Genomic DNA, 13,275 nt, shown 5'->3' on the forward strand with positions numbered 1-13,275 from the left:
ACCCGCCGCCCCAGCACGCGCCTAGGCGTCCGTGAACGTGGCACGACTCGCCGTGCCGCGCAAGACCTCAGCCGCTGCTGCGGGCCTCGTGGAGCAGGCACTCAAACCCGCGCCCAGCGCGAGCAGGGGCACGCCGAAGGCGATCTGCTGCACGATAATTCGACGGCTCGCGGTGGCGGAGCGAATGGCTGACGGCGACGGCACACGCCGTGGACGCGCGACTTCTGCAACTCGTTCCCGCCCCGACCGGTCAGGTGAAGAGCGAGTCGGCCATCGGCTCGTCGACCGCCAGGATCCGCATCGAGTGGCTGTCGCCAGCGGTCTCGCCCGGCGCGGGGGAGAGGCTGACCGGCAGGCCGGTCTCGAGATCGAGTCCGACGAGCCATTGAGCCGGGTAGGTCCGGTCCCCGAGGTATGCCGGCGGGCCGGCCTCGCCATACTCCAGCCGATTGGCGATCGGTCCGGGCAGCATGGCGCAGCACGAGCAGCGAGGGTAGTAGTGCTCGATCGGCGCGACGGTGGCCCACCAGGTGGTGCGCCCGAAACGCTCGGTGACCATGACATCGCGAATGTCCGTGCCAGGGAGGGTGATTGGCACGTCACCGGCGTAGTTCACGCCGTCGGCCAGCTCCTGCGGGTCCAGGAGAGCGAGCCAGTAGTAGTTGTGGAAGTACAGGCCGTGGTCGTCGCCGTCCGTCGCCAAGGTGCGCGTCAGCACCAGGCCGTCCGGGCGCCGCGTATGCGGACGGTCCGGCGGCTGGGGCCCGAGCCAGCCGCGCCGCTCGATCGCGATCTCGCCTTCCGGCATCTCGACCCGCACATCCCCCGGGCGGCGCAGCCAGGCATGGAGCGGCGTGTCGAGCGTGGCCACCATCGACCAGCTCGACCAGGTCAGCTCAAACTCGACGGATTGCCAGAGCCACGGTGCGCTGCGGGCCAGGGCGCGCCAGTCCTCGGCGGTGGGGATCGTCATACCCTGATGGGACCACCCCGGCGGGCGGGTGCGCCACCGGAATAGCTAGGCAACGGCAGCTGTGACCACCGCCATGCGGCGGGAGGGGGAGGCTGCGGCATACTGGCCCCACGTGCTCCGGGGTCGGTGCAATTCCGAACCGGTGGTGATAGTCCACGACCCGCTGGCAGCCAGTCAGCGGTTGACCTGGTGAAACTCCAGGACCGACGGTGAAAGTCCGGATGGTAGGCAGCACGTACGGCGGGTATGCCGTGGCCCACGTCCGCGTGGACCGCGCGGGTGCCCGGTGTGCAATGTCCCCGGAGTTCGTCCGTGCTCAATCGAACTTCCAAGGACGAACACCAATGATCACCACTCTCGCCGCCGCGGATGCCGCGACCGGCAATATCTTCCAGCGACTGATCGACTGGACCATCCCCGTCGGCTCCTATTCGGTCCACGGGCTCGAAGTCATCGGCATCCTCATCGGATTCGCCTCGGCATACCTCGGGATGAAGCGCTGGGTCTGGGCCTGGCCGGTCGGGATCAGCGCCAACATCATCCTGTTCTTCGTCTACCTCGGCGCGCTCTTCGCGGCCGACGAGCGCATCCCGCTCTTCGGACAGGCGGGCCGGCAGGTCTTCTTCATCGTCACGAGCATCTATGGCTGGTGGCGCTGGAACGAGAGCCGCAAGCGCCGCGGCGTCGACAACGCCGCCCCGGCCATCACCCCGCGCTGGGCGAGCACCAAGGAGCGCTATGCGATGGTCGCGCTCTGGCTGCTCGGCACCGTCTTGGTGCATCAGGTCTTCGTCGCGCTGTGGAATGCCGCGCCGAATCCCTACTGGCAGCCGCAGTGGTGGTTCTACTGGTGCGATGCCTGGATCTTCGTCGGCTCGATCATCGCGACCTTCGCGATGGCGCGCGGCTGGAACGAGTTCTGGCTGGCCTGGATCGGCGTGGACCTCGTCGGCGTCCCGCTCGGCTTCGCCACGGACTACGTCCCGACGGCCGTGATGTACAGCTTCTACGGCCTCTTCGTGCTCTACGGCTTCAGCCAGTGGGTCAAGGCCAGCCGCGCCGCGGGCACCGCGGATCGCGTCGAGGACCGCGTCACAGTCTGAGCGCGCGCGGCTGGCATGGACGGGGGCGGGCCTACTCGGCCCGCCCCCGTACTCTTGGTGCACGTGAAGAGCTTCGATCAGCTGTATGCCGAGCTGGCGGACAAGGCGGCCACCCGGCCCGCCGGGTCCGGGACCGTGGCGGCCTTGGACGCGGGCGTCCATATGATCGGCAAGAAAATCGTCGAAGAGGCGGCCGAGGTCTGGATGGCCGCCGAATACGAAGGCAAGGACAAGACGGCCGAGGAGATCAGCCAACTCCTCTATCACCTGCAAGTCCTCATGCTGGCCACCGGGCTGACCCCCGACGACGTCTACAGCTATCTCTAGGAACGACTTTCGTATGCTGCGCCTCGCCGTCCCCAACAAGGGCTCGCTCGCCGAGTCCGCCATCGACATGCTCAAAGAGGCGGGCTATCGCACCCGCCGCGACCCCAAGGAACTCATCGTCACCGACCCGGACAATGGGGTCGAGTTCTTCTATCTGCGCCCGCGTGATATCGCCGTCTATGTCGGCTCGGGGACTGTCGACGCCGGCATCACCGGCCGCGACCTGCTCCTCGATGCCGGCTCCGGTGCCGAGGAGGTCATGGCCCTCGGCTTCGGTGCCTCGACCTTCCGGTATGCCGCCCGCCCCGGTGAAGTGACCGAGGTCGCGGGGATCTCCAGCCGGCGGGTGGCCACGTCATACCCCGGGCTCGTGGCCAAGCACCTGGCCCAGGCCGGGGTGCAGGCGGATGTTGTGCGGCTCGATGGGGCTGTCGAGACGGCCATCACCCTCGGGGTTGCCGATGTCATCGCCGATGTCGTCGAGACCGGGACCACGCTGCGAGCCCAGGGCTTGGAGCCTTTTGGCGAGCCGATCCTGCGGTCGGAGGCGGTCTTCATACGCCGGCCGGGGACGCAACAAACCGCCGCGGTGGAGACGGTGCGGCGGCGGCTCGTAGGGGTGGTCACGGCGCGGCACTACGTCCTCATGGACTATGACTGCCCGGCCTCGCTGGTGGAGAAGGCCTGCTCGCTGACGCCCGGCCTGGAGTCTCCGACGGTCTCGCCGCTGCAGAATCCCGAGTGGGTGGCGGTGCGCTCGATGGTGCCGCGCTCGCAGACGAATCGGGTGATGGATGCGCTCTATGACCTTGGCGCGCGGGCCATCCTCGTGACCGAGATCAGCGCATGCCGGCTGTGACTCCTGCTGCGGAGGCGCCCTTCGTCCCGCGGCGCGGGCGGGCGATGGCGATCATTTCCGGTGTCATCGCGACGGTTCTCGCGGGCGTGATCGCGCTGTTGTTGCCTGGCCCGGAGGTCGGCGGCAAGTGGGGGCCGATGGACAAGCTGATGGTGTGGTCGCTCGGGCTGGCCATCGCCGCCCTGATGGTGCGCTATGCGCTGATCAAGGCGTGGCCGCAGGAGGACGGGCTGCGCGTGCGCAACCTCATCCTCACCCAGACCTTGCCGTGGTCGGAGATCGAGGATGTGCGCTTCGGCGGCGGCGAGCCGTGGGTGATGATCGAAATGGCCGAGGGGGAGAGCGTCTCGGTGATGGCGATCCAGCGCGCGGACGGCCCGGTGGGCGTCGCCGAGGCGGCCCGACTCGCTGCGCTGGTCGACGCGCATCAGGGCCGGACGTCGTCGGCCTAGACGCCGAATAGCGGCCCCACTCCCGTGGGCCGAGCCGAGCGGGGTTTCTGCCGAGCCGAGCGGGGTTTCTGCCGAGCCGAGCGGCCTTTGCGGTTGGGAGCGGGGCTATAGCCCCGCTCGCGTGCAGATGCCCCGCTCCGCTCAGCCGTGGCCGACGGGCTCAAGGTCCGGGCGGAGCCGGGCCACGGCCGCGACCTGGAGGATCACTAAAAGGGCGAGCCCTCCCCATACGCTCCGGAAGCCACCGAAGCCGTCGCGCACCAGCCCCATGACGGTGGGGCCGCAACTGGCCAGGACATAGCTGACGCCCAGGCCCATCGCCGACAGCCGGGCGCTGGCCGAGGTGGAGGAGGCATAGCTCACCAGCAGAACCAAGCCCACGGCGAAGGACGCGCCCTGGCCGACCCCGAGCAGGGTCGCCCACAGCCACGGCGCCGCGTCCGGAGCCACCAGCACACCGAGATCCCCAGCGGCGATCGCGGCCGCCGCGGGAAGCAGGAGGAGCCGCCGGTCCCGGATCCGATCAGCAAGAGCCGGCCCGGCGAATCCGGCGACCATCTGGGTCGCGGTGAAGACCGACAGCAGGTAGCCCGAGCGCTCGCCAGACCAGCCGTGATCGACAAAGGTCGGGGCCAGCCAGGCCAGCGAGGAGTAGAACTGCCAGGATTGCAGGGCGAGGAATGTCGTCACGATGATGGCCGTCGGATGCCGCCACGGCAGGCGCACGTCCGCCGGCGTGTCGTCGGTGTCGAGACTTGGCGCGTCATGATGGATGCGCCGCGAAAGCGGAAGCCAGAGAAGGAAAGCCGCGACGGCCGGCAGCGCCCAGAGGGCGAGCGAATGCGACCACGAGCCGAGGGCGACGGCGAGCGGCACGCTGACCGCCGATGCCACGCCGGCGCCGCCCATCATCGCCAGCATGTAGGCGCCGGTGACCAGCCCCGCCCGCTCCGGCGGGAAGAGATGCTTGACCAGTCCCGGGAGGAGAGTGCCGACGACAGCGATCCCGACTCCGGCGAGGAAGGTGCCGGCATACACGGAGGTATGCCCGCCCAGCCCCCGCAGAGCCGCCCCGAGACTGATCGCGGCGATGCCGGCGGCGATGGGCGTGGCTGCGCCAGAACGGATCGCCGCACGGTGCGCGAGGGGTGCGAAGGCCCCCATACACAGCACCGGAAGTGCCGTGAGCGCGCCGATCCAGCCCGACCCCAGGCCCAGCCCGCTCGCGATCTCCTTGGTCAGCGGCGGAACGCTGGCGATGACGCCGCGCAGGTTCGCCGCCACGGCCAGGACGCTGAGCAGGATCAGGCCCTGTCCGGCGAGCGGTCGAGGAGGTGTCGCGGCGGTCGAAGTCACGGGCCATTGTCGCGACTTCACCTGCAAGGACGGTGCGGTCGTCAGCAGTCAGGGGAACCGGCCAGCGGGTGCTAGCGTCTGCTCGCCTGGATTCTCGGAGGGGAGAATCCGGTGTTTCGCCGGGGCCGAGGTCCGGCCCGGCGTGGAGAGAAGGAATCAGCATGCGTCGTTCCACCATGATCCTGAGCGGGGCGGCAGCCCTGACGATGGTCGCCACCGGTCTTGCCGCCGTGCCGGCGGGTGCCTCAAGCGCCCCGGCCCCGCGGCCGATCGCGGGCACCCAGGTCCCGGTCTATGCGGGGCCGCTCGGCGGCGTGCCGAGCTTCGTCGACGACTCGGCCGGCGCCAAGGCCGCGCCGACCGCGAAATTCGTGGTCACCTACACGGGATTCTCGGCGGAAGCCAAGGCCGCCTTCCAACGCGCGGTCAACATGTGGGCTGGCAAGCTCAACAGCTCCGTTCCGATCACCGTCAAGGCCAGCTGGGAGCCCCTCGGCAGCGGCATCCTCGGCTCGGCCGGGCCGTCATACGCCTGGGACATCGGTGGTGTGCTCTATGTCGACGCGGTCGCCAACAAGAAGTCCGGCAAGCAGCTGAACTCAGCGCCCGACGTCGTCGCACGCTTCAGCAGCAACTTCTCGAACTGGCACTTCGGCACCGGCCCGGCCCCGGCCGGCAAGTACGACTTCCAGTCCGTCGTCGCGCACGAACTCGGCCATGGGGTCGGATTCCTCGGCGCTGGCCGCGTGAGCGGGAGCCTGGGCTCCGTGCGGATCAGCGGCAAGAACATCTCGTATGACCGCTACACCCGCCTCGGCTCCACCGCAACGAGCCCGCTGCTGTGGAAGATGCCCGACAACTCCACCCAGTTGGGCAGCGCCCTGCGCAGCAACAACGTCTACTTCGACACCCCGGCGGTGCGCTCGGCCAATGGCGGTAAGTCGGCCAAGCTCTATGCTCCCTTGACGTGGCGCCAGGGCAGCAGCTACAGCCACCTCGACGAGGCCACCTTCCCCAAGGGCAACCCCAACTCGCTGATGACCTATGCCATCGGCGGCGGCGAAACCATTCGCACCCCCGGCAATGTCGGCATGGCCGTGCTGAAGGCGGTCGGCTGGTAGGCGGCGCTCCTCTGCTGTTTCTCTCCGGATGCCGGAAAGTTGAGGTTCGGGTGACTTTCTAGGGCACCCGAACCTCAAGCTTTCGGCATCCGGAGAGAAAAGAGGGACTCGCTCCCCGCGCATAAACTCGGGCGTATGGCTCTGGCGGCGCGTGTGATTCCCTGCCTGGATGTTGATGCGGGGCGGGTGGTCAAGGGCGTCAACTTCGAGAACCTGCGGGACGCCGGCGACCCGGTCGAGTTGGCGGCGGCGTATGGCGCCCAGGGGGCCGATGAGCTGACATTTCTCGATGTGACGGCCAGCAGCGGGGGGCGCGAGACGACCTACGACATAGTTCGCCGGACGGCCGAGCAGGTCTTCATCCCGCTGACGGTCGGTGGGGGAGTGCGCAGCGTCGACGATGTCGACAAGCTGCTGCGGGCGGGCGCGGACAAAGTGGGCATCAACACCGCGGCGATCCACCGGCCGGAGGTCATCTCGGAGATTGCGGACCGCTTCGGCGCCCAGGTGCTCGTGCTGTCGGCGGACGTGCGGCGGCGCGTTGGCGAAGATGGCGCGCCGGTCGGAGGCTTCGAAGTCACCACGCACGGCGGCCGCCAGAGCGCCGGCCTGGACGCGATCGAATGGTGTTCGCGCGCAGCGCAACTCGGGGCTGGCGAGATCCTGCTGAACTCCATGGACGCCGACGGCACCACGCAGGGTTTCGATATCGAACTCATCGAGCAGGTGCGCCGCGAGGTCTCGATCCCGATCATCGCCAGCGGCGGGGCTGGTATACCGGAGCATTTCGCGCAGGCTCTCGATGCGGGTGCCGATGCGGTCTTGGCGGCCTCGGTTTTTCATTTCGGCACCCTGACCATCTCGCAGGTCAAGGACGCCATCGCCGCGCACGGTCATCCGGTGCGCCAAGTGCAGGCAGGATAGGACCATGACGCGATTCGCCCGGGCCGAGCGGGAGGCCCTCAGCGACACCTTTCTTGAGGTCGGGCCCGACGCCCCCACCTTGTGCGGCGACTGGACCACCGCCGATCTGGCCACCCACCTGGTCGTCCGCGATGGCCGGCCCGACCTGATCGTCGGCCCGATGCTGCCGATTATCGGCGGCGCGGCGAAGCGGCAGGTGCGCGCCATCAAGCACCAGCCCTGGCCCGATCTCGTGGAGTCGGTTCGGACCGGCCCGCCGATCTATTCGCCCACCCGCCTCGGTCCGGTCGATGAGTTCGTCAACCTCATCGAGTTCTACGTCCATCACGAGGATGTGCTGCGCGCCGGCGAGCGCACCGACCGCCGCGTGATCCCCGAGGCCGAACAGCGCGCCCTGTGGTCCGCACTGGACCGGATGGCGAAGCTGATGTTCCGCCGCGCTTCCGTTGGTGCGGAACTGATTTCGCCGCTAGGACGGATCGTTGCCAAGCCGGCCACTCCGCGCGGCAGCGTCGCGGTCGAGGGCGCCCCCGGGGAACTGGTGCTCGCGGCATACGGCCGGCGCGCCCAGGCGGAGATCACCAGCCGCGGCAGCGACGACGCGGTGGACGCGCTGTGGTCGAGCAAGTTGGGCATCGCGTGACGGCTGCGCATGCCGGTTCCTGAGTATGCCGACCGCTGACCTCGCGGACGGCGCCGCCACCGATCGGGTGATCCGGCGGGCAGCACGGGTCGTCGCCATCGGTGTCCGTTCGCAACCGCGGCTGTTCGCCATCGCCGTCGCCGGGAGTGTGCTCTATGGCGTCATGACGGCCGGGATGGCGCAGGCCGTCGGCTGGGTGACGGCCAACCAGATCACGCCGGCCATCGCGGACGGCCACCTCACCGGGCGGCGAGCACTGATCATCGGGGCGACGATCGGCTCGGTCGTGCTCCTGACGACGATCGGGGTTCTGCTGCGCCGAATCGGCGGCGGGTTCACGGTCTTCAATGTCGGCGCTGAGTACCGCCGGTTGGTGACGCGCCAATACTTGCGCTTGCCGCTCGCCTGGCATCACCGGCATCCCTCCGGGCAATTACTCTCCAATGCGCACGCCGATGTCGAGGCGACGTGGGGCATCTTCATGCCGCTGCCGATGGCGCTCGGCGTCATCGTCATGCTCATCGCTGGCCTGATCCAGATGCTCCTGATCGACCCGGTGCTGGCGCTAGTCGGCATGGTGATCTTCCCGCTGCTCTTCGCGGTCAATGCCGCCTTCCAGCGCCGAATGAGCGCGCGCGTCACCAAGGCTCAGCAGCTGCGGGCCGAGGTGGCCGAAGTGGCGCACGAGTCCTTCGAGGGCGCCCTGCTCGTCAAAGTCATGGGGCGTGAAGCCCGGGAGACCGAACGCTTCGCCGAGGTCAGCGACCGGCTCCGGGTCGCCGCCATCGCGGCCGGCCGAACCCGCGGCACCTTCGACCCGATCATCGAGGCGATCCCCACATTTGGCACCCTCGCCGTCCTCGGGATCGGCGTCGGCCGCGTCGCCTCCGGGGCGGTGACGACCGCCGAACTGGTGCAACTGGCATACCTCATCTCCGTCCTCGCCTTCCCGGTCCGCGCCCTCGGCTGGGTGCTCGGCGAGGTGCCGCGCACCCTCGTCGGCTGGGAGCGCGTCAACGCCGTGCTCAGTGCCCAGGGATCGATGGGACACGGGCCGACCCGCCTGGCGGGGCAGACTCCTGGGGCGCGCTTGCGGCTGGAGGGCGTGGGCTACGACTACGCGCTCGCGCAGGGGGAGTACAGCGCACCGAGCGTCATACCCGCCCTCGAGGACATCACCCTGGACGTGCCCGCCGGGCGGACGGTGGCGATCGTCGGCCCGACCGGCGCCGGCAAGTCCACGCTCTCGGCGCTCCTCATCCGGCTGATGGACCCGACGAGCGGACGCGTGCTGCTGGACGGCACCGACCTGCGCGATCTGGCCCCCGGTGCCCTCGCGGACCAAGCGGCGCTGGTGCCGCAGGGGACATTCATCTTCGACGACACGATCCGTGGCAATGTCACCCTTGGCGCCGAGGTCCCCGACGAGACCGTATGGCGCGCGCTGCGCACCGCGCACGCTGACGGCTTCGTCGCCTACCTGCCCGACGGCCTCGATACCACAGTTGGGGAGCGGGGCGCCACCTTGAGCGGTGGGCAGCGTCAGCGGCTCGCGCTCGCGCGCGCCCTGGTGCGCCAGCCCCGGCTGCTGGTGCTGGACGACGCGACATCCGCGGTTGACCCCACGGTGGAACAGGCAATCCTTGCCGCCCTCGGCGCCGGGACAGGCGGGATGACTGTGCTCGTCGTGGCCTATCGCATGTCGACGATCGCGCTCGCCGACGAGGTGGTCTTCCTCGATCAGGGGCGGCTCGTCGACCGCGGAACGCACGCCGAGCTGCTCGCTCGCTGTCAGGGCTACACCGACCTGGTCACGGCGTATGCCCGGGAGGCCGCCGAGCGCGCCGCCGTCGCCTCCGACGAGGAGCAGGTAGATGACGCGGCGATCGCAGCGGGAGGGGAGCGATGAGCGCTGCCGCTGTGCCGTCGGAGACGGGAGGCGCCCCGGTCCGCACCACCGCCTGGGGGACGGTGCGGCGCGGCATCCGGCTGTCACCGGAACTGACCCGCGGCCTGCGGGTCACCCTGGTCCTGGCGGTGCTCGCGACGGCTGGGCGAGTCGTCATACCCGTGGTTGTGCAGCGGGTCACCGACGACGGGCTGCTCGCCGCGGGAGGACCCGACACCGGCCTCGTCTACCGCTATTTGGCCATGGCGGCGGTCGTCGTCGTGCTCACCGCGCTGGCGGTGTATGCCGTGAACGTCCGCCTCTTCACCGCCTCCGAATCCGGCCTGGCGACCTTGCGGGTCAAGGCTTTTCGGCATATTCACGACCTGTCGGTGCTAACGCAGAATGCCGAGCGGCGCGGATCGATGGTGGCGCGGGTGACGACCGATGTCGACACGATCAGCCAGTTCGTGCAATTCGGCGGGATCATGCTCATCGTCAGCCTCGGGCAGATCACGCTGGCGACGGTGCTCATGGTGCTCTACAGCCCGGTGCTCGCGGCCGTGACGTGGGGCTGTTTCGTCCCGCTGCTGATCGTGGTGCGGCGGATGCAGCGGTCGCTCGGGACGGCATACACCCAGGTGCGCGAGCGGGTCGGCGATGTCCTGGCTGCGGTCTCGGAGTCGGTCGTTGGCGCGGCGACGATCCGCAGTTTCGGGGTCGAGCAGCGCACCGCCCGGCGCCTCGACACGGCCATCGAGGACCACCGGCAGGCGGCGACCACCGCGCACATTCGGTCATCGATCGCCTTCTCGGCGGGGCAATTCGTCGGCGGAATCACCGTCGCCGTGGTGCTCGTCGTCGGGACCTGGCTCGCAGCGCGCGGCGATATGACGCTCGGTGCGCTGCTGGCATACCTCTTCCTCGTCGGGCTCTTCACGCAGCCGGTGCAACAGGCCACCGAGATCCTCAACGAGCTCCAGAATGCGGTCGCCTGCTGGCGTCGCGTGATCGAGGTGCTCGACACGCCGGCCGATGTCGCCGACCCCGGCGCGGGTGGCGTCGACCTGCCGCGGGGGCCGATCACCGTCGATTTCGAGGACGTGAGCTTTGCCTATCCGGGCGGTGAGCCGGTGCTGCATGGGGTCACCGAGCATGTAGCGCCCCGAAGCCGGATCGCGGTCGTCGGCGAAACGGGTTCGGGCAAGTCAACTTTCGCGCGGCTGCTGACGCGGCTGATGGATCCGAGCAACGGTGCGGTGCTGCTCGATGGCGTGGATGTGCGCGATGTGCGGTTCGCGTCGCTGCGGTCGCGCGTCGTCATGGTGCCGCAGGAGGGCTTCCTGTTCGACGATTCGGTCTTGGAGAACATCCGGTTCGGCGGACCGCACAGCCGGGCCGATGTGGCGTTGGCGCTGACCGAACTCGGCCTTGATGCCTGGGTCGAGGGGCTGCCGGACGGAATCGACACCGCGGCGGGGCAGCGGGGCGAGTCGCTCTCGGCGGGGGAGCGGCAGCTCGTCGCCCTGACCCGCGCCTATCTCGCCGACCCCGACCTGCTGGTTCTCGATGAGGCCACCTCCGCCGTCGACCCGGCGACCGAGGTCCGCCTGCAGCGGGCCCTGGACTCGCTCTCGCGCGGCCGCACCTCCATCGCCATTGCGCATCGCATCTCGACCGCCGAGGCGGCCGATGAGGTCATCGTCATGGACGCCGGCCGGGTGGTGCAACGCGGCCCGCATGCGGTGCTCGTCACCGAGCTCGGGCCGTATGCAGCCCTCCACGCCTCCTGGGTAGCCAACCAGGCCGCGCACTGAGTGGTGCTGCGTTGGTCGCGCACGGGCAGTGTGAACGGACGGCTCAGCCCAGCAGTGGGGGCGCCACCGAGAGGTAGCGATGCCGCGTCGGCGTGGTCAGTCCCGTCACGTGGGTATGCCGTCCCGCCTCAGGCCCTTCCTGCGGGTCCAGGACGCGGGTGGTGAACCCGGGGAGTTCTTTGGTGTAGTTGCAGCGGGCGCAGAGTCCTTGTCCGTTGGTCAGGCTGGTGGGTCCGCCGTCGGCTGCTGGTTGGATGTGGTCGGCGTGGCGGATGGTGGCGTCGCAGTATGGCGTGCGGCAGGTGTCGTCGCGCAGGATCAGGGCGGCGCGGAGTCGGGGTGGGAAGAGCCGGGCGGTTGCGTCCAGGGCGAGCAGGTCGCGGCCGTCGGGGCTGGTGAAGATTCTGGTCAGGAAGACCTGCGCCGGCTCGGCCAGTCGAGTGCCGCCAGGGGTGGGAGCCGGCGGTGGCGAATCGTGTTGGGGTGACGCGGGTTTCGCGGGATCGGTTGGTTCGCACCCGTGGAGGAGGAGCCGTCGGGCGAGGGCTGCGGGGAGTATGCCGTGTCCCGGGATCCGGGCGGGTGTCTCGGTGCTCCGTGACCCGCGGGTGGCAGCAGGTGCGAGGGTCGGATGGGTGTTGTCCCTGTCTCCCGGGTGACCGTGTGCGCCTGGGCTACTCGACGTCTGGCCGGCTGTGGAGTCGTCGCCGTCCGTCTCACTGCCGCCCTTGGCCGCCCGGCACTGGGCCATCAGCTTTGCATCGGTGTTGGCTGACTTCGGGGCCAAGAGGCTTTCGGCGGGCATGACGAGGTTGAGGGCGACGGGGCAGGCCTGGCCGGGGGTCAACCCTGACAGCCAGCGCAGCGCGGCGTCGGCCATGACCTGGGTGTGGGTCCGCTCAGCGAGCGGGTCAGCGGGAGTCTCACCGTCGTCGGTTTCGTGGTGGCCGGCGACGACGGCGGTGGCGTGCCGGTGCACGGACGCATACGCGCTGACGATCCCTGTCAATGGCCCGAAGATCGACAGGTACGCCATCCCGTCGGGTGCGGGCCGGGTCCACACACCCCGTTCCGCCATTGCGCGTTCGTGTTTAGCCACGACAGCGGCGGGGTCGAGTTCCGCGGCGCACCGCGCGGCGGCACCGGTGAGTTGTTTCAGACTCGATGTCGCGAGCCGTGGCGCGATCAACTCATCCACCCGGGCCCGCAGCTCGGGGTTAAGGACGTTGGTTTCGCGGACGATCGCGGTGGCGGACCGTTCGTCGATGATCCCGGCCGTCAATGCGGCCCGCGTGTGCGGCATCCCCGGCAACGCCCGCGCGAGTCCGAGGTGCCGGTCGGCGGTAGCGGGGGAGCAGCGGCGGGCGAGCGCGATCTGTGGCGCGATGGAGGATCGGGCTTTGGGCAGCGAGGCCCGGTTCGCGAGCGCCTCCCGCACCGTCGCTCGCCCGAACTGAGCGGTGGCGCGGGCTTGCGCGGCTGCGATGGCGCCCTTGACGTGCTCCAGCCCGGCGATCACGTCGATCAATTCGGCAAGGCTGAACTCGATGCCGGGTTCCCTGCATTCGCCGTCAGCATCTGTCCTGTTGTTCGGCACCAGGGTGGCGAGCCAATCGACCAACTCCCGGACCGCGGCACCTGGTGAGGCAGCGATCTGCGCTGTGACGAATGGGTTCGCCGGCTGGTCGCACCAGCGGGGTTCGGTCGAGGCGAGCGCCCACGAGTCCCGCTCGTCGGCCTCGTCCTCGTCATCCCAGCCGAGTTCGTCTTGCCACGCCTCGAAATCCGCGACAAGTTCCTCGGCGTCCAGCG

13 protein-coding genes and 1 riboswitch are annotated in these 13,275 nt (G+C 69.4%); of the genes, 9 read left to right on the forward strand and 4 right to left on the reverse strand.

The features are described 5' to 3' along the window. Window positions 1-21: 21 nt before the first annotated feature. Both ABD225_RS05335 and ABD225_RS05340 read right to left on the reverse strand, forming a co-directional pair. Window positions 22-153, reverse strand: coding sequence for a hypothetical protein (locus ABD225_RS05335; RefSeq protein WP_344082223.1), 132 nt, complete (start codon window positions 151-153; stop codon window positions 22-24). Window positions 154-250: 97 nt separating this feature from the next. Then, a complete protein-coding gene (locus ABD225_RS05340; protein WP_344082225.1) occupies window positions 251-973 on the reverse strand; it encodes a hypothetical protein in 723 nt (240 codons plus the stop codon). A gap of 108 nt (window positions 974-1,081) precedes the next feature. Continuing rightward, a riboswitch (FMN riboswitch) is annotated at window positions 1,082-1,212 on the forward strand. 105 nt (window positions 1,213-1,317) lie between these two features. Here ABD225_RS05340 and ABD225_RS05345 point away from each other — a divergent pair. The 4 genes from ABD225_RS05345 to ABD225_RS05360 all read left to right on the forward strand — a co-directional run bounded on the left by ABD225_RS05345 (window position 1,318) and on the right by ABD225_RS05360 (window position 3,714). Beyond that, complete coding sequence (locus tag ABD225_RS05345) at window positions 1,318-2,076, forward strand: nicotinamide mononucleotide transporter family protein (protein WP_344082227.1); 759 nt, start codon at window positions 1,318-1,320, stop codon at window positions 2,074-2,076. 63 nt (window positions 2,077-2,139) lie between these two features. Then, on the forward strand, window positions 2,140-2,403 hold the full coding sequence (locus tag ABD225_RS05350; RefSeq protein ID WP_344082229.1) for a phosphoribosyl-ATP diphosphatase: 264 nt from the start codon (window positions 2,140-2,142) through the stop codon (window positions 2,401-2,403). Between the two features lie 13 nt (window positions 2,404-2,416). Continuing rightward, on the forward strand, window positions 2,417-3,262 hold the full coding sequence (gene hisG, locus ABD225_RS05355) for an ATP phosphoribosyltransferase (protein WP_344082231.1): 846 nt from the start codon (window positions 2,417-2,419) through the stop codon (window positions 3,260-3,262). After that, window positions 3,250-3,714, forward strand: coding sequence for a PH domain-containing protein (locus tag ABD225_RS05360; RefSeq protein WP_344082233.1), 465 nt, complete (start codon window positions 3,250-3,252; stop codon window positions 3,712-3,714). Before hisG ends, ABD225_RS05360 begins: the two co-directional genes overlap by 13 nt. A gap of 141 nt (window positions 3,715-3,855) precedes the next feature. Here the strand turns inward: ABD225_RS05360 and ABD225_RS05365 are convergent, their stop codons facing one another. Next, the gene (locus ABD225_RS05365) at window positions 3,856-5,070 is read right to left on the reverse strand and encodes an MFS transporter (RefSeq protein WP_344082235.1); all 1,215 of its coding nucleotides are present in this window, start codon (window positions 5,068-5,070) and stop codon (window positions 3,856-3,858) included. Window positions 5,071-5,231: 161 nt separating this feature from the next. Between ABD225_RS05365 and ABD225_RS05370 the strand changes: the two genes are divergently transcribed. The 5 genes from ABD225_RS05370 (at window position 5,232) to ABD225_RS05390 (ending at window position 11,463) form a co-directional block, all read left to right on the forward strand. Continuing rightward, a complete protein-coding gene (locus ABD225_RS05370; RefSeq protein ID WP_344082237.1) occupies window positions 5,232-6,191 on the forward strand; it encodes a hypothetical protein in 960 nt (319 codons plus the stop codon). 135 nt (window positions 6,192-6,326) lie between these two features. Further along, window positions 6,327-7,115: an imidazole glycerol phosphate synthase subunit HisF gene (hisF, locus tag ABD225_RS05375; RefSeq protein WP_344082239.1), complete on the forward strand. Its 789-nt coding sequence runs from the start codon at window positions 6,327-6,329 to the stop codon at window positions 7,113-7,115. Window positions 7,116-7,119: 4 nt separating this feature from the next. Beyond that, window positions 7,120-7,758 (forward strand): TIGR03085 family metal-binding protein, encoded by a 639-nt coding sequence (locus ABD225_RS05380; protein WP_344082241.1) that lies wholly within the window; start codon window positions 7,120-7,122, stop codon window positions 7,756-7,758. A 25-nt stretch (window positions 7,759-7,783) separates the two neighbouring features. Beyond that, on the forward strand, window positions 7,784-9,667 hold the full coding sequence (locus tag ABD225_RS05385; protein ID WP_344082243.1) for an ABC transporter ATP-binding protein: 1,884 nt from the start codon (window positions 7,784-7,786) through the stop codon (window positions 9,665-9,667). Continuing rightward, window positions 9,664-11,463, forward strand: a complete 1,800-nt coding sequence (locus ABD225_RS05390) for an ABC transporter ATP-binding protein (RefSeq protein WP_344082245.1) — start codon at window positions 9,664-9,666, stop codon at window positions 11,461-11,463. Before ABD225_RS05385 ends, ABD225_RS05390 begins: the two co-directional genes overlap by 4 nt. 43 nt (window positions 11,464-11,506) lie before the next feature. On the opposite strand, the gene ABD225_RS05395 is transcribed toward ABD225_RS05390, so the two are convergent. After that, window positions 11,507-12,982, reverse strand: coding sequence for an HNH endonuclease (locus ABD225_RS05395; RefSeq protein ID WP_344082376.1), 1,476 nt, complete (start codon window positions 12,980-12,982; stop codon window positions 11,507-11,509). Window positions 12,983-13,275 lie beyond the last annotated feature (293 nt).

Source organism: Nostocoides veronense (genome assembly GCF_039531185.1).
In the GTDB taxonomy this organism is placed as follows: domain Bacteria; phylum Actinomycetota; class Actinomycetes; order Actinomycetales; family Dermatophilaceae; genus Nostocoides_A; species Nostocoides_A veronense.

Excerpts from the sequence above, each read along its gene's own strand:
- ABD225_RS05385 (WP_344082243.1), top strand. The coding sequence starts at position 7,784 with ATGCCGACCGCTGACCTCGCGGACGGCGCCGCCACCGATCGGGTGATC.
- ABD225_RS05345 (WP_344082227.1), top strand. The coding sequence starts at position 1,318 with ATGATCACCACTCTCGCCGCCGCGGATGCCGCGACCGGCAATATCTTC.
- ABD225_RS05370 (WP_344082237.1), top strand. The coding sequence starts at position 5,232 with ATGCGTCGTTCCACCATGATCCTGAGCGGGGCGGCAGCCCTGACGATG.
- hisG (WP_344082231.1), top strand. The coding sequence starts at position 2,417 with ATGCTGCGCCTCGCCGTCCCCAACAAGGGCTCGCTCGCCGAGTCCGCC.
- ABD225_RS05340 (WP_344082225.1), bottom strand. The coding sequence starts at position 973 with ATGACGATCCCCACCGCCGAGGACTGGCGCGCCCTGGCCCGCAGCGCA.
- ABD225_RS05360 (WP_344082233.1), top strand. The coding sequence starts at position 3,250 with ATGCCGGCTGTGACTCCTGCTGCGGAGGCGCCCTTCGTCCCGCGGCGC.
- hisF (WP_344082239.1), top strand. The coding sequence starts at position 6,327 with ATGGCTCTGGCGGCGCGTGTGATTCCCTGCCTGGATGTTGATGCGGGG.
- ABD225_RS05380 (WP_344082241.1), top strand. The coding sequence starts at position 7,120 with ATGACGCGATTCGCCCGGGCCGAGCGGGAGGCCCTCAGCGACACCTTT.
- ABD225_RS05390 (WP_344082245.1), top strand. The coding sequence starts at position 9,664 with ATGAGCGCTGCCGCTGTGCCGTCGGAGACGGGAGGCGCCCCGGTCCGC.